Source organism: Paenibacillus sp. FSL R7-0273 (assembly GCF_000758625.1).
GTDB lineage: Bacteria > Bacillota > Bacilli > Paenibacillales > Paenibacillaceae > Paenibacillus_AQ.
In genome coordinates, this window is sequence record NZ_CP009283.1 from 6,758,157 (window position 1) to 6,777,611 (window position 19,455).

General features: G+C 46.5%; 17 protein-coding genes. All 17 read right to left on the reverse strand.

Annotated features, from left to right (window positions below; all coding sequences use genetic code 11):
- Window positions 1–36: 36 nt before the first annotated feature.
- The 17 genes from argB to R70723_RS29160 all read right to left on the reverse strand — a co-directional run bounded on the left by argB (window position 37) and on the right by R70723_RS29160 (window position 19,442).
- Window positions 37–840 carry an acetylglutamate kinase gene (gene argB, locus R70723_RS29080; RefSeq protein ID WP_039877527.1) on the reverse strand — a complete coding sequence of 268 codons (804 nt, stop codon included), beginning with the start codon at window positions 838–840 and terminating at the stop codon, window positions 37–39.
- Window positions 841–879: 39 nt separating this feature from the next.
- Complete coding sequence (gene argJ, locus R70723_RS29085) at window positions 880–2,112, reverse strand: bifunctional ornithine acetyltransferase/N-acetylglutamate synthase (protein ID WP_039877528.1); 1,233 nt, start codon at window positions 2,110–2,112, stop codon at window positions 880–882.
- 21 nt (window positions 2,113–2,133) lie between these two features.
- On the reverse strand, window positions 2,134–3,189 hold the full coding sequence (argC, locus tag R70723_RS29090) for an N-acetyl-gamma-glutamyl-phosphate reductase (RefSeq protein ID WP_039877530.1): 1,056 nt from the start codon (window positions 3,187–3,189) through the stop codon (window positions 2,134–2,136).
- Window positions 3,190–3,340: 151 nt separating this feature from the next.
- Window positions 3,341–4,225 carry a YitT family protein gene (locus R70723_RS29095; RefSeq protein WP_039877531.1) on the reverse strand — a complete coding sequence of 295 codons (885 nt, stop codon included), beginning with the start codon at window positions 4,223–4,225 and terminating at the stop codon, window positions 3,341–3,343.
- 54 nt (window positions 4,226–4,279) lie between these two features.
- Window positions 4,280–5,393 (reverse strand): peptide chain release factor 2 gene (gene prfB / locus R70723_RS29100; protein WP_144027118.1). Its coding sequence is split into 2 segments (ribosomal slippage): window positions 4,280–5,320 and window positions 5,322–5,393, totalling 1,113 coding nucleotides; the frame shifts between segments, so codons are not numbered across the junction.
- Between the two features lie 418 nt (window positions 5,394–5,811).
- Window positions 5,812–8,319 (reverse strand): preprotein translocase subunit SecA, encoded by a 2,508-nt coding sequence (gene secA / locus R70723_RS29105; RefSeq protein WP_039877535.1) that lies wholly within the window; start codon window positions 8,317–8,319, stop codon window positions 5,812–5,814.
- Between the two features lie 300 nt (window positions 8,320–8,619).
- Entirely contained in the window at window positions 8,620–9,171 is a 552-nt protein-coding gene (hpf, locus tag R70723_RS29110; protein WP_039877536.1) for a ribosome hibernation-promoting factor, HPF/YfiA family, read from the reverse strand.
- Window positions 9,172–9,426: 255 nt separating this feature from the next.
- Window positions 9,427–10,848 carry an S-layer homology domain-containing protein gene (locus R70723_RS32430; RefSeq protein WP_052421507.1) on the reverse strand — a complete coding sequence of 474 codons (1,422 nt, stop codon included), beginning with the start codon at window positions 10,846–10,848 and terminating at the stop codon, window positions 9,427–9,429.
- A gap of 433 nt (window positions 10,849–11,281) precedes the next feature.
- Window positions 11,282–11,479: a cold shock domain-containing protein gene (locus R70723_RS29120; protein ID WP_019915069.1), complete on the reverse strand. Its 198-nt coding sequence runs from the start codon at window positions 11,477–11,479 to the stop codon at window positions 11,282–11,284.
- A 224-nt stretch (window positions 11,480–11,703) separates the two neighbouring features.
- Window positions 11,704–12,054 (reverse strand): flagellar protein FliT, encoded by a 351-nt coding sequence (locus R70723_RS29125; RefSeq protein WP_083684203.1) that lies wholly within the window; start codon window positions 12,052–12,054, stop codon window positions 11,704–11,706.
- On the reverse strand, window positions 12,035–12,421 hold the full coding sequence (gene fliS, locus R70723_RS29130; protein ID WP_039877540.1) for a flagellar export chaperone FliS: 387 nt from the start codon (window positions 12,419–12,421) through the stop codon (window positions 12,035–12,037). The genes R70723_RS29125 and fliS overlap by 20 nt, the downstream gene beginning before the upstream one ends.
- A 22-nt stretch (window positions 12,422–12,443) precedes the next feature.
- Window positions 12,444–13,949: a flagellar filament capping protein FliD gene (gene fliD, locus R70723_RS29135; RefSeq protein ID WP_231574794.1), complete on the reverse strand. Its 1,506-nt coding sequence runs from the start codon at window positions 13,947–13,949 to the stop codon at window positions 12,444–12,446.
- A 13-nt stretch (window positions 13,950–13,962) separates the two neighbouring features.
- On the reverse strand, window positions 13,963–14,349 hold the full coding sequence (locus R70723_RS29140) for a flagellar protein FlaG (protein ID WP_039877542.1): 387 nt from the start codon (window positions 14,347–14,349) through the stop codon (window positions 13,963–13,965).
- Between the two features lie 330 nt (window positions 14,350–14,679).
- Complete coding sequence (locus R70723_RS29145; RefSeq protein ID WP_231574795.1) at window positions 14,680–15,621, reverse strand: glycosyltransferase family 2 protein; 942 nt, start codon at window positions 15,619–15,621, stop codon at window positions 14,680–14,682.
- A gap of 30 nt (window positions 15,622–15,651) precedes the next feature.
- Window positions 15,652–16,956 (reverse strand): glycosyltransferase family 2 protein, encoded by a 1,305-nt coding sequence (locus R70723_RS29150; protein WP_039877543.1) that lies wholly within the window; start codon window positions 16,954–16,956, stop codon window positions 15,652–15,654.
- An 11-nt stretch (window positions 16,957–16,967) separates the two neighbouring features.
- The gene (locus R70723_RS29155) at window positions 16,968–18,224 is read right to left on the reverse strand and encodes a UDP-glucose dehydrogenase family protein (RefSeq protein WP_039877544.1); all 1,257 of its coding nucleotides are present in this window, start codon (window positions 18,222–18,224) and stop codon (window positions 16,968–16,970) included.
- 48 nt (window positions 18,225–18,272) lie between these two features.
- Window positions 18,273–19,442, reverse strand: coding sequence for a glycosyltransferase (locus R70723_RS29160; RefSeq protein ID WP_039877545.1), 1,170 nt, complete (start codon window positions 19,440–19,442; stop codon window positions 18,273–18,275).
- Between the last annotated feature and the right edge of the window lie 13 nt (window positions 19,443–19,455).

Consider the following 19,455-nt stretch of genomic DNA (forward strand, 5'->3'; position numbering starts at 1 on the left):
TTGAATAGTACCTGGCTCCGTCTTGAACTCTCCTTGCTACGAACGGATAATTCTCGTCCCGAGCTTCTCCCCGCCCAGCACCCTGCTCAGCACCTGCGGCTCCTTGCCGTCTACAATAACAACTTCAGACACGCTGCCCTGGATGCAGTCCATCGCCGCACGCACTTTCGGAATCATTCCGCCGTAAATTTCACCGCTGGCAATCAGCTCTTCGATCTCTGACACAGTAACTGACGGCAGTACGACCTTTTCACCGTCCATTACACGCATAATCCCGGGAACATCCGTGACCACAATCATTGAAGGCGACTCTACAAAAGAAGCCACCGCCCCAGCCGCCGTATCTGCATTAATATTGTAACGCTGCCCCCCGGCATCTACACCAATAGGTGCAATAACCGGAATGTAGCCGAGTGCGAGAATCCCTTGAACAATCTCCGCCTTAACCCCGGTCACCTCGCCGACCTGCCCTACTTCATCACTGTTGGCTACAGGCCGTGCCAGTATCAGATTGCCGTCCACACCGGACAAGCCAAGCGCCTGCCCGCCGCTGCCCTGGATCCTGCGGACAATCGCCTTGTTGATGCTGCCTGCCAGCGTCATCTCTACAACATCCAGCACTTCCTCTGTGGTCACCCGCAGTCCGTTCACAAAGCGGCTCTCAATCCCCAGCTTCGCCAGATTCTCCGAAATTGCCGGTCCGCCGCCGTGTACAATGACAGGCTGAACCCCGCTGGCCTGCAGCTCCCGCAGATCCTCAAAAAAAGAATCCGGCAGCGCAGCCAGCGTACTCCCGCCGCATTTCATCACAAACAGCTTTTCTATCTTTTGCTCACTCATTATCCGGTACCCTCCCTATGGTTGTATGCCAGCCGCCCGTCAGGTACGGTATGCAGCATTAATCCGCACATAATCATAAGTGAGATCACAGCCCCAGGCTGTAGCTTTGCCTTCGCCGTCAGCCAGAGTTACGGTAATGAGCACCGTATCGGTCTTTTGCAGATAGTGAAGAGCCTGTTCCTCATCAAAAGCCACCGGGCGCGACTGGCGCAGCACCTCAATCTCACCAAGCGAAATATCCACCTTCTCCGGCGATACCGGAACACCGGCGCGTCCAACGGCCGCAATAATCCGGCCCCAGTTGGCATCCGCCCCAAAAATCGCCGATTTCACCAGACTCGAGCCTACCACCGTCTTGGCAATCGCCCCGGCAGCCTCATCATGTACCGCACCGCTGATCTGGACCTCAATCAGTTTGGTCGCACCCTCACCGTCTCTCGCAATCGCCATCGCCAGATGCCGGCACACATGGGTAAACGCTGCGGCAAAAGCATCCCAGTCCGCATGCAGACGCGTCAGCTTCTCATTCCCGGCCAGGCCGCTGGCCATCGTTACCAGCATATCATTCGTGCTTGTATCCCCATCAACAGTAATCATATTAAAAGTGGTATTAGTAGCGGTGCTCAGCAGGGTCTGCAGATCCTCCCCGTCAATCAGGGCATCCGTCGTCATGAAGCCCAGCATCGTGGCCATATTCGGATGGATCATCCCCGATCCTTTGGCCGCGCCGGCAATCGTTACTTTTTCTCCGCCGACGAGCACTTCGACGCAGCATTCTTTTTTCACCAGATCGGTTGTCAAAATAGCCTGGCTGAACTCCTCCGCTCCGGAGGCGCCTCCATCCAGCTTCTCCTGAATGCCGGCAATCCCGGTACGCACACGGTCCATCTTCAGCAGTTCACCGATCACTCCGGTCGAAGCTACTGCAACATTCTGCTCACTCACGCCAAGCGCTTTGGCCGCAGCTGCACGCATCTCATAAGCATCGGCTTCGCCCTGCTCGCCTGTGCAGGCATTCGCGTTCCCGCTGTTCACGATGACCGCCTGCAGGATGCCGTCCGCCAGACTTTTCCGGGTTACTTTAAGCGGCGCAGCCTGGAAAACATTTGTTGTATACACAGCCGCAGCCGTTGCCGGAACCTCACAGAGGATGACTCCCAGATCGTTGCGGGTTGTTTTTTTGAGGCCGCAGTGCAGTCCTGCAGAGGTAAAGCCCTTTGGTGCGGTAATGCTTCCGCCCTCCACGACGGTATATGCCTGATTTATGCTCATTGTATGTTTGACCGCTGAACCTTACGGATACACTGGTGTATAACCGAGGCCGCGGGTTTCCTCCCATCCCATCATCAAATTCAGGTTCTGAATCGCCTGCCCTGCTGCGCCTTTAACAATGTTGTCGATGACAGACACAATCGTTACCCGTCCTGTACGGGCATCTGCCGAGAAGCCGATATCGCAATAATTCGAGCCGCTCACCTCTTTGGTCGCCGGAAGCACTCCAGCCTCACGAATCCGCACAAAAGACCGGCCTGCATAATGCTTACGGTATAATTCCACAAAATCCTGCTCGCTATAAGCGCCGTTCATCCCTGCATACATGGTGCTCATAATTCCCCGGGTCATCGGCACCAGATGGGTTGTGAAGGTCACGGTTACCTTTTCCCCGGAAATATCGGTAAGAACCTGTTCAATCTCCGGAATATGCTGATGCTTGTTGACCTTATAGGCCTTAAAGTTCTCATTGACCTCGGCATAATGAACGCCCAGATTCACACCGCGTCCCGCTCCGGAAATGCCCGACTTCGCATCGATAATAATGCTCTCCGGCTTGATCCAGCCTGCCTCTACCGCAGGAATCAGTCCCAGCAGCGTAGCGGTCGGGTAACATCCCGGATTGGAGATAAAATCAACTCCTGCAGCGCGTTCACCATACACCTCACATAACCCGTATACAGCCTGCTCCAGATATTCAGCGGGCGGGGCCGTATGCTTATACCACTCTTCATACTCCGCTCCGTCCTTCAGCCGGAAATCGCCGGACAGATCGACAACCTTCAGGCCCGCTTCCAGCAGCTGCGGCACCAGCTTGGCACTCACACCCGACGGTGTTGCCGTGAACACTACATCTGCCCTGCCCGCGATCTCCGCCGGATCAACGCCATCCAGCTTCCGCTCCACAATTCCCGTCAAATGCGGAAAACCCTGCTCAATCGGCTCTCCGGCACTAGATGAAGAGATTACCGATGTAATTTCTATATCCGGATGGTTCTGCAAAAGCCTGATCAGCTCCACGCCACCATACCCCGTCGATCCCACTATCGCCGCTCTCAGCTTGCCTGCCACTGTCATCCCTGCTTTCTAACTGTTGATATCCCTGCATACCGTCCTGCAAATATGTATTATTATACGACTGAATTAATATAAATACAACACGTTACGTTAACTTTATTGGGAGGACTGTTATAAAAAAAGAGAAGCGCAGACTTCTCTCATGGAGATTCTACGCTTCTCTTTTAAATCCTTCACCGAGCACCTCATGGGCCTCCGTAATGATAACGAACGCGCCCGGATCAACGGACCGGACGATCGCTTTTAGCCGGGTAATTTCGTTCTGCCCGACAACCGCCATCAGCACCACCCGGTTATCACCGGTATAGCCGCCCTGTGCGTTCAGCTTGGTCAGCCCGCGGTCCAGGTCATTCAGAATCGCCTGGGAGATCGCCTCCGTATGATCCGAAATGATATAAGCCACCTTGGTCACACTAAAGCCCACTTCCAGCGCATTGATTACTCTTCCGGTCACGAACAGTCCGATCAGTGCATACATCGCCTGCTCCATGCCCAGTACAAAAGCTGCCAGTGTAATAACCGTACCGTCCAGCAGCACGACAGACAGCGAGAAGCTGAAGCCGGTGAACTTTTGAATAATCTGCGCTGCTATCGTCAGTCCGCCCGTAGATCCGCGTCCGCGGAACACCAGTCCCAGCCCAAGACCCACGGCAATCCCCCCGTAAATGGAGGCAAGCAGCGGATTATGCGTCGGAACCGGACCGTCCTTGGTCAGGTAAATAAACAGCGGCAGCACGAAGCTGCCCAGCAGGGAGCGCATCCCATATTGCTTGCCGAGGAAAATAACCCCGAGAATAAATAAAGGAATGTTCAGCGCCCACTGGGTAAAAGCCGGCTCAGCGCCGAACCACTCGTCGGCAAGCACCGATAAGCCGGAGACTCCCCCCGAAGCGATCTGGTTCGGCAGAAAAAACAGGTTAAATCCGAGACCGGTAATGAATGAACCAATCAGAATCAAAGCTATATCCACAGTATGGCGCAGCGGCCCGTTTAGTGGAATTAGCGGCGGTTTATTGCGTGAATTTATTGTTTGCATATTCTCTAGCTTCTCCTTACTACACTCCGAGGACGCGTAGAAATCCAGTTATGCTTATTCAACCTCTGTCTTGATCTGGCTGCGCAAATAGCCGTCAATGAACGGGCTAATATCGCCGTCCATTACTGCTCCTACATTCCCGGTTTCTACGGAAGTCCGGTGATCCTTCACCATACTGTAGGGATGGAACACATAAGAGCGTATCTGGCTGCCCCAGGCAATATCCGACTGCTCCCCGCGGATCTCATCCAGCTGCTTCTGCTGCTCCTGCAGCTTCTGCTCATACAGCTTAGAGCGCAGCATCTTCATCGCCTGCTCCCGGTTCTTGATCTGTGAGCGTTCATTCTGACAGGTTACCACTACTCCTGTAGGAATATGCGTGATCCGCACCGCGGAGTCCGTCGTATTGATATGCTGGCCGCCTGCACCGCTGGCCCGGTAGGTATCGATCTTCAGATCCTCTGTCCGGATTTCCACTTCAACATCATCCGAAATTTCCGGAACGACATCGCAGGAAACGAACGAGGTATGCCGTCTGCCGGAGGAATCGAACGGGGATATACGCACCAGCCGGTGCACTCCCTTCTCCGTCTTCAGGTAGCCATAGGCGTTAAAGCCTTTGATCAGCAGCGTAACGCTCTTGATACCCGCCTCGTCACCCGGCAGGTAGTCAAGCACTTCAACCTTGAAGCCGCTTTTCTCCGCCCAGCGTGTGTACATGCGCAGCAGCATCTGGCCCCAGTCCTGGGATTCCGTTCCGCCTGCGCCCGGATGAAGCTCCAGGATAGCGTTCAGCTTATCATACGGCTGGTTCAGCAGCAGCTGGAGCTCGAACTCGTCGACCTTGCCGGCGACTGCCCGGATCGTTGCAGCCACTTCTGCTGCCAGCTCCTCGTCGCCTTCCTCGTCGGCCAGCTCAGCCATCATTGCCGCATCATCATATTCCTGCTGCAGCTTCTCAAACTGGTCTACTACGGATTTGACCGCGTTCATCTCACCGATGACCGCCTGGGCCTTCTCATTGTCATTCCAGAAATCCGGCGCCGCCATCTTCTCTTCAAAGTTCGCAATGACTTCCAGCTTCAGGTCTAAGTCAAAGAGACCCCCTAAGGTTGGTTAATTTCTTGCCTATTTCACGCAGGTCCTGCTTCACGGTAAAATCGATCATGGGATCACTACACCTTTCAAAATAAAAGTTTGCGCGGGGCCGCTGATTGGAGATTTTGTGGATCTGGCATAGTATCGCTGCCCCTCAGAGCTGGCACTTCAAAATCACGGAACCTGGTTAGTACGCAACTCCAGGGAATGTTTGGACTTCCGGCCGCTGTTGTCTCCAGATTTCTTGATTAGAACCGCTGCTCGCGGTTGAAATCCGCAGACAAAGGCGGACGCTACCGCTCCTACAGTTCCAAACTTCCCCTCCGCGCTTTTACCTGAGTTTTTAATTTTTATGAACACAGCCCATCCTCTGCAGCTAAATCGCCAAATCCTCCAAACTCCAAAAAAACGGCCGGGCCGCAAACGGGGGGATACCCCGGGCCCAGCCGCCTTTATTGTCATTATAAGCCTGAAACGATCAGGATATCCTAAGCGTTCTGGCCGTGGCAGTTCTTGTACTTCTTGCCGCTGCCGCATGGGCAAGGATCGTTACGGCCGATAGCCGCTTCGACGTGCACCGGACGTTTCTCAGCCGGCTCAGCGTTGGTCGAGATTTTATCTTCCTCGATTACGGACTGGCGTTCCTGGTTGGCCTCGATGTGCGCCTTCATAATATACGTAGCAACTTCCTCCTGAATGGCGGCAGTCATGGCGTTGAACATCTCAAAGCCTTCAAACTGATATTCGCGCAGCGGATCTGTACCGCCGTATGCACGCAGGTGAATCCCTTGACGGAGCTGATCCATCGCATCGATATGATCCATCCATTTGCTGTCTACAGAACGAAGCACGATAACCTTTTCGAATTCACGAACCAGCTCAGCGCCAAGGCGCTCTTCGCGTGCATCGTATTTCTGCATAACACGGTCAAAGATGAAATCAACAATTTCTTCTACTTCCTTACCCCAGAGGTCATCACGTGTAAGGGCGCCTTCATCAAGCAGCTTGCTGTTAACATAGTCAGCAACCTCCTGCAGCTCCCAGTTTTCGGGAATATCATCACTGCAATGCGCGCGGACTACGCGGTCAATGACCGGCTTGATCATTTCGGTTACAACACTTTTGATATTCTCGGATTCGAGAATTTCACGGCGCTGCTTATAGATAATTTCACGCTGCTGGTTCATGACGTCATCATACTGCAGCACGACTTTGCGGATGTCGAAGTTATTACCCTCAACCCGTTTCTGGGCCGATTCGATGGCACGGGTAATCATGCGGCTCTCAATCGGCTGATCCTCTTCAAAGCCCAGACGGTCCATCATATTCAGGACATTGTCTGCACCGAAACGTTTCATGAGCTCATCACCGAGGGACAGATAGAATTGTGTAGAGCCCGGGTCACCTTGGCGTCCGGCACGTCCGCGCAGCTGATTATCAATACGGCGGGATTCATGACGCTCTGTACCTATAATATGCAGACCGCCAACATCTCTCACACCCTCACCAAGGGTGATATCCGTACCGCGGCCAGCCATATTCGTAGCAATCGTTACAGTACCCGGCTGTCCGGCCTGTGAAATGATCTCTGCTTCGGATTCATGATGCTTCGCATTCAGCACCTGATGCTTGATGCCCTTACGCTTCAGCATTTCAGATACACGTTCAGAGTTCTCGATCGATACCGTACCTACCAGCACCGGCTGGTTCTTTTTGTGGCGTTCCACGATTTCTGCTACTACTGCATTAAACTTGCCGTTCTCGCTCTTATAAACAACGTCAGCCATATCCTCACGCTGGTTTGGCTTATTGGTCGGTACCTGCAGCACTTCCAGGCCGTAGATCTTCTTGAACTCTTCTTCTTCCGTCTTCGCCGTACCTGTCATACCGCCCAGCTTGCGGTACATCCGGAAGTAGTTCTGGAAGGTGATCGTTGCCAGGGTCATGCTCTCATTCTGTACCTGGATTTCTTCCTTTGCTTCAATCGCCTGGTGCAGTCCGTCGCTGTAGCGGCGGCCAGCCATCAGACGGCCAGTGAACTCATCGACAATGACAACCTCATCACCGTTCACCACATAATCCACATCACGGCGCATGATGGCATTCGCCTTAAGAGCCTGAACGATATGATGGTTCAGTGTAACGTGGCTGTGGTCATACAGGTTCTCAATGCCAAAAGCGCGCTCAGCCGTAGCCACACCCTTCTCAGTCAAAGCTACCGATTTCACTTTAATATCAACGGTGTAATCTTCTTCAGCCGTCAGCTTCTTAACAAAACGGTCTGCAGCAAAATACAGCTCTGTTGATTTCTCGGCTTGGCCGGAAATAATCAGCGGAGTACGGGCTTCGTCGATCAGAATGGAGTCCACTTCATCTATAATACAGAAATATAGCGGGCGTTGTACCATCTGCTCCTTATAGAGCACCATGTTGTCACGCAGATAGTCAAAGCCAAATTCATTGTTCGTGCCATACGTAATATCGCAGGCATATGCCGCTTGTTTATCAGCATGGTCCATGCCGTTCAGGTTGACCCCGACCGTCATGCCCAGGAAGTTATAGATTTGTGCCATTTGCGCGCTGTCACGCTGAGCCAGATAATCATTCACCGTTACGACATGCACACCCTTGCTGAGCAGTGCATTCAGATAAACCGGCAATGTACCTACCAGTGTCTTACCTTCACCTGTCTTCATCTCGGAGATCCGGCCTTCATGCAGCGCCATACCTCCAACCAGCTGTACGTCAAAATGCCGCATGCCCAGCGTCCGTTTGGAAGCTTCGCGTACGGTTGCAAATGCTTCTGGAAGAATCTCTTCCAGGGTCTCGCCTTTTTCAATCCGGGCCCGGAATTCTTCAGTCTTCGCCTTAAGCGCCTCATCCGAGAGGGCTACGAATTCAGGTTCCAGTCCGTTAATAACTTCGACCGTCTTCATCAGACGCTTGACATCGCGTTCGTTGGTGTCGCCGAATATTTTCTTTACAAGTCCTAGCATGGTTAACCCCTTTCATGCAACACAGATGGTGGAACCGAGCCCATCCTTAACCAAAAATTGAAAGGGCCATATATGATTTCGATTCCGCTGCTTCATAAATTGTAACAGTTTGTAAGACAAGCCGCAATACGAGCAGCCGCAACCTTATTTTACAAAATAGCGGTCTCGACGAATTGTCACTCTTTTTATACGAATAAGAGCCCTATTCGCTTCAAGCGAATAGGGACTCGGTTGATTTTTGTAATTAGTACTGGCGGTAATGACTCTCCAGTATAAACCTTGATTGCCTGATAACTGTGGTTAATCCTGTTCGATCAGGCCGTACTTTCCGTCATTGCGTTTGTAAACAACACTTACTTCAGAAGTCTCAATGTTGGAGAATACGAAGAAATTATGTCCAACCATGTTCATCTGCAGAATAGCTTCCTCTACATCCATTGGCTTCAGAGTGAAGCGCTTGTTCCGCACTACTTCCAGATCATCGTAATCCTGCTCCTCGACAGCAACGGCACTTGCCGGTTCTTCGACGAAGATTGTCTTCAGGCTGCCCTCCTGGCGGAACTTACGGTTGAGCTTAGTTTTGTGCTTGCGGATCTGCCGTTCCAGCTTGTCCACAACAGCATCAATAGATGCGTACATGTCATCGCTGCGGTCTTCTGCACGAAGCGTTACACCGGCGAGCGGAATTGTGACTTCCACCGTGTGGATGCCGCGGACTACGCTAAGCGTCACATATCCTTCTGAGGTAGGGGGTGCATCGAAATACTTCTCAAGTCTGCTGAGCTTTTTATCAACATAATCTCTCAAAGCATCTGTCACTTCAATTTGTTGACCTCGAATGCTGAATTGCATAGGGCACTCCTCCTTTGTTTACGTTCCCATTATACCAAATTGTCAGCGCTAAGTAAAAAGCAATTCATTACAGACTTTACATTTACCTTACATAAGTTACAGCCTTCCATACATTAAAATAAACAAAGTCCGAACGGGGCAATCACTTTGCCCTCATCCGGACCTGTCTAGCCGATTATATTATTCCTGTTTCAGCTGAAATTATAAGAGCCATTCCCTTAAAAAACCTTGCCGGTATACAGAGTGTGCTTAAGTCTATTTTGTATGGATCCGTAAAAGCTCCACCGGAGACCAAGCTGTTCCGCTGCCTGCAATGACATACACTTTATAAGCCGTATTACTCGTAAGACCGCTCAGTGTCAGTGTCTGCCTTACTCCCGGCACTGATGTAAAGCCGCCGCTCCAAGGAGCAGCAAGCTGTTCACCCAAGCTGTTTTGCCCTGCTGCAATCTGTTCTGCAGTAGGATTAGCAGCATTTGCCGGAAGGACCACATAGCGTACTGGCGTTGACGTTCCGCCTGTCTGTCCGGCTGTCACATAAACATCAGCTGTAACTGTCCCCATGGAGCCCGGGCTGAGCGCAGCTATGGCTGTCCCGCCCGCTGAGGCAGTAGCCAGACGCAGAGTGTATACACCTGACCAGCTTCCCGCAGTATCAGCAACGGCAATGTAGGCTGAATACTCCGTGTTAGGCTGCAAGCCGTAAACTGAGAACGACACAGTGCTGCCAGCAGTTGCAGCCGTTGAACCGGCATTCACGCCTGGCGATCCGGCAGCAGTCAGACCGTCACGGACCTGCAGATAATTCGGCGCTGTAGCTGTGCTGCTGTAAGGGGCAACAACATAATAAACGGCACCCGTCACTGACGGAGTAAGATATACATCAGCCGTAACAGAACCAACATGCCCGTAGGTCACATTGCTTACGGTCGGTGAGACGCTGCCGCCGTTTCCGCCCCCGCCGCTGTTACCTCCGCCTCCCGGGATGGCAGGCGTTGCAGTCGGTGCCGGAGTAGCTGTCGCGGCTGGTGTAGGCGTAGGTGTCGGTGTAACGGTACCACCTGAACCGCCAGGTCTATTTGCCGCTGAGTTCCCGATTATTCCGACTGCCTCCGCTCTTGTCAGAGCCTTCTTCGGTCCGAAGGTTCCGTCCGGATAACCGTTAATGATGCTCTTGGCAGCCGCAGCTGCAACTGCTCCTTTAGCCCACGAGGACACTTGGGCACTATCCTTAAACGTGAGCGTTGTGCTGTTAGTGTTCAAGCCGAGCAGCTTTGCGGTAATGACCGCTGCTTCTTGCCGGGTAATCGGGCTGGTGGCGCGGAACGTATTGTTCTCATATCCGCCGATATATCCGGCTCTTACAGCCTTGGCCACTTCACTGTAAGCCCAGTTGTTGCTTTTAAGATCTGTAAAGGTAATGGCTGCCGTATCCGTAAACCCAAACAGGCGGTTTACCAGCGCAACATATTCTCCGCGGGTAATTGCATTATTCGGTTTTACCGTTCCGTCAGCATAGCCCTGCAGGTAACCTTTATCCAGCCAATCCTGCAATTGGCTCTGCGCCCAGTGCCCTTGAATGTCCTTGGCTGTTGCTGCAGAGACACTTCCCAGAGCCCCGAACAACATACTGATTCCAAGTACTCCGGTCATTAAACCACGCCACATTTTCTTCATTCTGCTGTCCATCCTCCTCAAAAGTTTTACGCATACGCTCCGTCAATAGCTATTACAAAAGCAGCTAACCCCGGAAGCGTGCGCTTACATTTGTTGGCCTCCGCTCATATAAACCGCACTATACAGTACCTGCTATAAAAGCATCCCTTGCTTTCTCTCACCCAGGCGGTATGATGTAATTCATCCCCTCATATCCCTAAGCACGAATAGTCTGTATCGAGGCAAAACCGTAGGCCCAACATCTGTCATTACCCAGTATTTGCATTACTCTAACAAATAAATGGAAATTCATGTTGGGTATGAGAGCTGTAGACGGCAAATTAGCGCTTTCAGAACAATAAAAAAAGACCCTGGGGAATATCCCAAGGTCTCTGCTAGCGTTGTCTAAATTGCTAACCATCTACCATATATGTAGGTCGGCTTCGCCGGATGATTATAATTTGATGACGTTAGCTGCTTGTGGTCCGCGCGCACCTTCAACAATGTCAAACTCTACGGATTGACCTTCATCCAAAGTCTTAAAGCCATCAGTTTGGATCGCGGAGAAGTGTACGAATACGTCGCCACCATCGGCAGTTTCGATGAAGCCATAACCTTTTTCTGCGTTAAACCATTTTACTTTACCTTCCATTGATTAAACATTCCCTTCGTCATCAGATGAACGTGAGCCTTGCCCACAACTCGACTATACCACCGCAGCTTCTTCATTGTCAATTGGAAAAGTAAATGTTTACTTGCAATAATTTACCACTCGCAAATGAAGTCCAAAATCAGCTGTAAACGATATCATTAATCAAAAAGGAGCAGACGCTATTTAATACCCGTCTGCTCCTGATATGAAACATCAAGAAAATATTATTTTTTGCGGTCCATTAGAATGCTGCCTGGGGTATAGACAGCTTCATAGGCGTTGCGCTGGGCTTTGGCTAACTCTCTCTGTTGAAGCCACTTGGCAGCCTCACTTTTAAGTTGCTGCATTCTTTCGAGTATTTCAGGATCTCGTCTTAGCACTGCCTTCAGATGACTCTCTTCTTCTATAGAGAAGGAAGACCTCCCACTAAATCTTTCTCGAATGGAGTCAATTAAAATCTGACGTTCTTCAACAAATTCCTCTAATTCCTCGAAAGAACAAGTATTTAATCGATTAGTGATATTCAGGGTAATATCAACCAATATAGCGACTTGTTTATCCATGTGTGTTGTCATTTACAGGCATCTTAGAGGCTTCCATCCAAGTTAAGCGAAACTCAGTTAAATACCCCAGAGCCTCTTCTGCATGCGATTTCTCTTTCTTTACATTTGCTTGGATAAGCAGGTAATTGATATATTCATAAAGAGAGAGCAGGCTTTTCGATATTTCGTAGGAAGGATTCAAAGTCGACATCAATTCACTAATAATCAGTTGAGCCTTGCCTAGATTCAAGTTTGCCTTCTGATGATTCACCGCATCAATCCCCTCGATACCAGCCCTGACAAATCGGATTGCTCCATCAAACAACATTATAAGCAACTGCGCTGGGGTCGATGTGTTAACCGATGATTGACGGTATTTTTCATAAGGAGAATTTATCATGTATGTCACCTTTCACTTCAAATTAACTAGAGAATAAACTGCTTAAACTTGAAGACTGAGAATTATATTTATTCATCGCGGTTTCCATAGCTGTAAACTGTTTATAATATCTGGTTTCCAGATCGCTGAGACGATCCTGCAATGAATTTATACGTGAGTTATAATCCTTTAACATCCGTCCCATAACACTTTCCGTTTTATAGGCAAAGTTAAGATCTGTTGAGAATTTTGATGTACCCGCTTTTAGCACAATTTTGTCTAAAGCCTTGTCTGCCGCGGTAGACAGTGCCCCGAAGATTCCTCCGTTCACCTCTAATGCAGAACCGCGGAATATATCACTTACCTTTTGCGGGTTATCCAGAATTGCCTGCTTAAGCTTATCCTCATTGAGATAAATCTTCCCGTTCTCGTAATATTGTCCAGTAGTAATTCCCATCTCGCTAAGGTCCCCAAGTTTACTAGTTATTGCCGAACGCATATCCGAGATGGCCGTTTGAAGAATAACATCTCCTTTGAGCAAACCACTTTTCGCTTTCTTCTCCCACAATTCAATTTCCTTCTCGCTCATTGCTTCCTTTTGTTCATCCGTCAGAGGAGTATAACTTCTGTACTTTTCTTCCCCTATAGTTGTAGCCATTGTATTAATAAGTTCATTATACGTTTCTACAAAAGCTTTAATTGTCTCAACGGATTTATCAGCATCAGCCTGGGTCTTAATCGTAGTAGCTCCGCCCGTAGTGTCGCTTTTAGCAAGAAAAGTAAGCGAAACACCATTAACAGTTAGAGAGTTTGAAGTGCTGGTATAGACCTCAGCGGTAGCAGACTTACTGCTGGTAATTTCAACAATTGCTTCTTGAGCCTTAAAAAATGATGCATTTGTATTGCTATAATCCATCTTTACCAGAGTAAGGAGTGAACCGCTGACCTTTTGATTTTCAATTACGTTATCTGCACCAAACTTATTGGATGTAATGGATAACTTACCGCTCACTTCATCGAAGGTGGCTTTGATATCTCCTGAGCCACTGTTTATTCTGGCCATTGCTGTTGAAATAGTATCGTCCTCAGTAAAGGTAATACTTTCTCCACCATCTACAACAAATGTTAGTGGTGATGTTGCCCCGCTCAGGTCACTCAATTTAGTATTAAGTATAACTTTATCCGTCCCTGAGGTAGTAGTAAGTTTAGAGGCTGATTCTAATGAGGATTTGGTAGCAAGCTGTTTCACCGTAACTGACATATCCACCCCGTTAGATGCCGAGCTGGCCTCCGCCCGGACAGCCGTCGTATTGCCTCCCACAATTGCTTTTTGGGTGTTCATTTGAGATGAAGTATTCCACTTAATCAGTTTATTCATCTTAAGATCGACTAACTTGGCATTAAATTCTCTGTAGCTGTCCCGCTGCCATTCCATCAATGTCTTTTGTTGATTCAGCTTATCCAGTGGTGCGCGCTTAGCTGCCATCATTTGTTTAACAACACTGTCGATATCTAATCCTGAAGAAAATCCGCTAACTCTCAGCACCATTCATAATTCCCCCTTATACTTTTTCATCAATAAGAATGCCGGCTATTTCCATCATCTTTGCGACAAGATCCAGCGTTTTTTCTGGCGGAACCTCCCGTATTAACTCGCCTGTTTCTTTATTCATTACCTTTACCATCAGGGCATGGGTCTTCTCATGTATGCTTATCTCTAAAGAGGTAGTTGGCCCTTCCAATGCCTTTACTGCACGAGCAATAGTTCGGATTAGCTGCTCTTCTCCAACCGGCACCTTGACTCCCTGCTTTTCCATAGCAGTCAGTTCAGAAGCACTTGTGGCTTGCGCTATCCTGTTAATATCATCCTTGTTTGAGGCTGATTCATTTCTCACATTACTAATGCTGCGCTCTACCGATTTAGCGGATAGAGAAAACTGAACGTCCATTCCCATAACCTCCACGGAAACTTGTATTTAGTTTATATATCGGTATTAAAGAAAGGTTATTAAAGTATTTTAATTAATTCTCCTGATTTTTGTATTTAGCTGGAACTGAAACAACACCGTAAAATATCGAATTAAAAAGAAAGAACAGGAATCTCCAGTACGAAAGGTTTGCTGTACTAAGAATTATTCTTCTAATATAATGCTACCTATTCTGTCTATCTCTTCTATTGTAAAAAAAAAACCACACTTGCTTAAGAGTGGCTTCTGTCTATTTGTACTTCTTCTTAATATTTTATAATAGTTTGAAATCGCAGCCCTGATTTATTATTATCACATTCCCTTTAGTTGCGTTTTCTCCATTTCTGTTATAAATGGATTTTCAATCAACTCGCTATAATTTTCATGTATGGTTTTAACCATAAATTCATATGTCTCTGAACAGTCCGTATTATTGTATTGCTTTATTTTTTGACACATAGAGATCATATACGACCATTCGGAATACCTGACTCTAGATGTAATGCCAGGTACGTTTTTACAGAGGTATTCTGTACGTTGACGAAAAGCAGAAAGGTACTCATTTAAAATTCTTGGTGAAAGTACATCAGTCTGGATAAAACTAGTCATATTACTTCCATGCTTGGTAAAACTATAAAGTGGTTTCCCTTGCACAACTACAATGTTAGCTTTGGCAAAAATCTTATAAATGATGTGTATATCATCCACAATCACATTTTCTTTAAAATGTATGCCATCAAATAATGTTTTGCGGAAAAGCTTTGTTGGCGGTGCCACATTGTATTTTTCGCGTTTTAATAATTCATCCAGCCCCTGTACTTTATCCAATATTAAAAGATCATCAAATATAAAATACGGCTCTTTCCTACTAGAAAAATCATTCCAGCTACCGCACATGGCTATATCAGCATTATGCTTAGTAGCCAAGTCCCATAGAAACTCAAGCATCTGGGGTTCGCAGCGGTCGTCATCATCAACAATGGTAATAAACTCACATGAAGCCGCTTCTAGTCCCTTATTTCTGCCAACGGGTGCTCCACGGTTTTCTGTGATAGGAATAAGTCTTATTCTGCTATCTTGCTCAGCATACTTATTACATATTATTTCGCTACCATCTGTAGACCCGTTGATCACCAAAATAAATTCAAAGTCAGTAAATGTTTGTGAGAGTATGCTTTCAATTGATCGGGATAGAAACTGTGCTCGATTATACGTGCACATTATGATGCTGATCTTAGGCATTTTTAGCGACACTGGCAGCTTCCCCATTCTATCCACAATATATCAGTAAATTTTGCTGGAAAACTGAGAATCATGCAACCCTAGTTCTCTGAGTTGATTTATAATTAAATTTGCAACGCTATCACTTTGAACCGACACCATCACAAATATGCTACTCAGACTTTCCGGCGGCATTTTTTTTAGGATATAAGGTAAACTTACAGGCAATCCGTTGATGATGCATCCTTCTTTTTTCTCACTATTATCAATAAATCCTTTCACATCATACCCAGCATTTTGTAATATTCTCGCAGTTCCTTCACCATTATACCCAGTGGGGAATACATAGATCTCCCTGTTCTCTTTTCCATGTAACAATTCCATTGTAGTTTCTATAACATATGTTCGGTACAGACAAATTCCAATGTATGCACCATACCCCCTTACTAACTCATGTAAAGATTGTCTCCGTGGTAACTTAGCGATCAGTGGAAAAATGTCCATGTTGGATTGAATGATCATAGCTATTTCACGTAACTCTTCTGTAAGGAATGTGCTACAACGTGTTGAGAATAACCCCAGTAGGAAATCGATACGGGAATACAAAAATTCACAGCGAGCATCCTCAAATTTTTTCTCGTTGAGAAAACGCAACAAATGGAAAGCAACCACTAAATGAGACTTACTGTGCAAATAACTTTTAGTTGAAGTGATTGAACCCATAGCTCTTGGACGGTAGCAGTAAAAAGGTTCTTCAAGTAAAGCAAATGTATTAGCGCAGCATATCACTTTGGGAAACCATTCCTCATCCTCTGAATGATACCCTTCAGGAAATGTTATATTATTTGAGATTAAAAGTTCTCGGTTTACAATGATTTTCCAAGGTGTACATAAGAGATTAGGGATAGTGAGCAAATATTCAGACATTTGGTTGGAGTCACTTTGTATAAATACTTCCGGGTTGAGCGGTACATCTTTCGTAATGAAAGCCCCTTTTTCCGGTATGCTAATAAATTGCCCCATTAGCACACTTGGAGCACAATCTCGGAGTTTAGCTGCAATATGCGAGAAGATACCGTCTATATAGTAGTCATCATTATCACAGAAATGTATATATTCGCCTTTAGACATATTTAAACCTATATTACGCGCCACTGCCGGAAGACTATTAACCTCTAGGTGAATCACTTCTATTTGCTCATATTGTGCTGCATAAGCATCGCAAATATGACCACTATTATCTTTTGAAGCATCATCAATTAAAATTATTTCATAATCGCTGAACGCTTGATTTAATATACTTTCAAGGCATTCTTCTATATATTGTTCTGCATTAAACACAGGTATGATGATACTTAACAGCGGCATAATTCATCACCTCATAAGAAATATCTGCAATCAACGATAGGCTTTCCAGGGTACTTCTTATCTATACCAACAAACTGCTCCCAAGCAGTGACTAGAACAAGGACGTCCGATTGGTCACCTATAACTTGAACATTTTCACAGTATCTAACCTCGGCGAAATTGTACTCTCTGGCAAAGCATTCATTCGCTACAGGATCAAACCCAATAAGGTTTGTATAACCTGCATCCAATAGAAGCGAGATAATTTTTGCTGATGTACTATCCCGAACGTCGTCCGAACCAGGTTTAAAAGACAAACCTAGAATACCTATCTTGTCGGAAGGCTTTGCAACTCTCATAATTTTAGCTGCCATCGACTGAGGCATCATATTATTTATGGCAATAACATTCTTAAGCATCAGAGGTTCGTATCCTTTTGACATGGACTGTGCATACATCGCAGCTGTATCTTTCGGCAAGCAATATCCACCATATCCACACCCAGGATAAACATAAGATGACATGCTAGCCCCACCCCAACGTCGATCCATGTGCAAAATGTTAAAAGCTTCCTTGATTTGGATATCTCCGATTGCATCGGCAATTATAGACATTTCATTTGCATAACTAATCATACTAGCAAGCATTGTGTTGGATAGATACTTAATATATTCACCCGTATTGAGCGAAACAGCAAAAAAGGGACTATTGAATCGGCTGTACAAGGAACGGAGCATCTCCTCACCCTTATGATCTTCAACACCACAAACGATTCGATCAGCATTTATCGCATCATCCCAACACTTCCCTTCCCGCAAAAACTCAGGGTTATTGGTGACACTAAACCTATCCCCGGGAAGTAATCCTTGAGCACTCAAATACGGAATGACTCGTTCAGACGTTGTGGACGGGGGTACAGTAGATTTTACAACGATCACACGGTGTTTACCATCGTGTAGAACATTAGCAAACATATCAATAGCAGAATAAATATATTTTAAATCTGCCTCTCCATTCTTACCGGTTGGTGTTCCGACGCATAAAAAGACAAAGTCACTATTCCTCACAGAGTTTTCTGCATCATCTGTAACAATGAAATTACCATGGATATTACGAAGCAGTGCATCATCGAGTCCTGGTTCAATAAAAGGAAGCTTTCCGCCATTGATCAACTCCACCCTATGTGCATCTAAGTCGAAGCCATATACTTTATGTCCATTTTCAGCAAATGCCAAAGCAGAAGTTAGCCCTACAAAACCAAGCCCAAACACTGTAATTGTATAACTCATTTTAAGCTCCTACTAGTTTATAGTTTTGCTAATTTCAAATATCGCCACTCATTGTCCGTATTTCAAACCTTCTAAGTATACCTTTTGCATACGTGGGGCTACGTTTGACACGTCATATTCCATTAGACGTGTTAAATTAACCGTTCTGTCTTCAGGTTGTTGAATCTTAGATAGAATATAATCAGCCCAATATGTTGAACCTTTATCTAGAGGGATATAATCAACTAACCCCATGTCAGGTTCTGGTTGGCATACATCTGATACAATACAGGGAATACTTGCTGCCTGTGCTTCAATGAGTACAATCCCGAAACCTTCATATATAGATGGCAGTAAAAAATAATCTGATGCTGACAATGCTAGTGGAATACTGGTATTACTTTCAAGCATCGTTACATAATTTTTCATATCAAGTTTTTCAATATATTCTCTGATCTCATTTTCAAGCGAGCCAGGGCCTGTCAGCATTAAATGAAGGTCATTTCTTTTGTTCAACATTTTTTTAAAAGTTTCCAGCAAGAATAATTGATTTTTTTGCGGTGTATATCTTCCGACATTAATAAGGTTTATATTTTGAGCTTCAATGTTTAATTGCAAGCACGCTTCATTTCTATTGCAAGGGTTCCTCACAAAATTGTGGATTGCCACCGGATATGGAACGATTTCTGACCGCTTGTCTTCTAAAATGTTTTTACCGAATTGGTACTTAGAAGCTTCTTTAGAACATCCCCAAATGTGGGTTGCGTACTCCCTGCAAATTGTTAATTTTAATTTTCTTGTTAATTTCCTGACTAGACTAAGACGTTGCTTATCGTCAATTCCAGTATTATTACTGTGTGCAATTCTTACCGGAACACCTGCCATCTTAGCTGCTATCATCAAAAAACCTTCAAGCATGGGATGAGCTATGTGCACCGCACAAAAAGGTCCTTTATCTTTTAAAAGCTTATAAAAGCTATAAATATAATAAATATCCATAGCAAAGTTCCACTTTTTATTACCATTATGCTTTCTGTTTGCAAACAGATTGAATATTCTACCACCATATCTCTCTATTTCTTCATGAAAATGTCCGGTTTCAGGCTTTCTTACTGCAAAATCAATTAAAAGCTGTCTACGCTCAATACCTCTATATACCTGCATTATTGCTGTTTCTATTCCGCCTTTATCAATTGGCAAGCCATTCACAAACAGAACTCTCTTGGGTATGTTGATCATAACGCCCCCCTTG

Bases quoted from the DNA above. Each gene is read 5' to 3' on its own strand.
- R70723_RS29140 (WP_039877542.1), bottom strand. From the start codon at position 14,349: ATGGACGTTCAGTTTTCTCTATCCGCTAAATCGGTAGAGCGCAGCATT.
- fliS (WP_039877540.1), bottom strand. From the start codon at position 12,421: ATGATAAATTCTCCTTATGAAAAATACCGTCAATCATCGGTTAACACA.
- R70723_RS32430 (WP_052421507.1), bottom strand. From the start codon at position 10,848: ATGAAGAAAATGTGGCGTGGTTTAATGACCGGAGTACTTGGAATCAGT.
- R70723_RS29120 (WP_019915069.1), bottom strand. From the start codon at position 11,479: ATGGAAGGTAAAGTAAAATGGTTTAACGCAGAAAAAGGTTATGGCTTC.
- argB (WP_039877527.1), bottom strand. From the start codon at position 840: ATGAGTGAGCAAAAGATAGAAAAGCTGTTTGTGATGAAATGCGGCGGG.
- hpf (WP_039877536.1), bottom strand. From the start codon at position 9,171: ATGCAATTCAGCATTCGAGGTCAACAAATTGAAGTGACAGATGCTTTG.
- secA (WP_039877535.1), bottom strand. From the start codon at position 8,319: ATGCTAGGACTTGTAAAGAAAATATTCGGCGACACCAACGAACGCGAT.
- R70723_RS29125 (WP_083684203.1), bottom strand. From the start codon at position 12,054: ATGACAACACACATGGATAAACAAGTCGCTATATTGGTTGATATTACC.
- argC (WP_039877530.1), bottom strand. From the start codon at position 3,189: ATGACAGTGGCAGGCAAGCTGAGAGCGGCGATAGTGGGATCGACGGGG.
- R70723_RS29160 (WP_039877545.1), bottom strand. From the start codon at position 19,442: ATGATCAACATACCCAAGAGAGTTCTGTTTGTGAATGGCTTGCCAATT.
- argJ (WP_039877528.1), bottom strand. From the start codon at position 2,112: ATGAGCATAAATCAGGCATATACCGTCGTGGAGGGCGGAAGCATTACC.
- R70723_RS29155 (WP_039877544.1), bottom strand. From the start codon at position 18,224: ATGAGTTATACAATTACAGTGTTTGGGCTTGGTTTTGTAGGGCTAACT.
- R70723_RS29150 (WP_039877543.1), bottom strand. From the start codon at position 16,956: ATGCCGCTGTTAAGTATCATCATACCTGTGTTTAATGCAGAACAATAT.
- R70723_RS29095 (WP_039877531.1), bottom strand. From the start codon at position 4,225: ATGCAAACAATAAATTCACGCAATAAACCGCCGCTAATTCCACTAAAC.
- fliD (WP_231574794.1), bottom strand. From the start codon at position 13,949: ATGGTGCTGAGAGTTAGCGGATTTTCTTCAGGATTAGATATCGACAGT.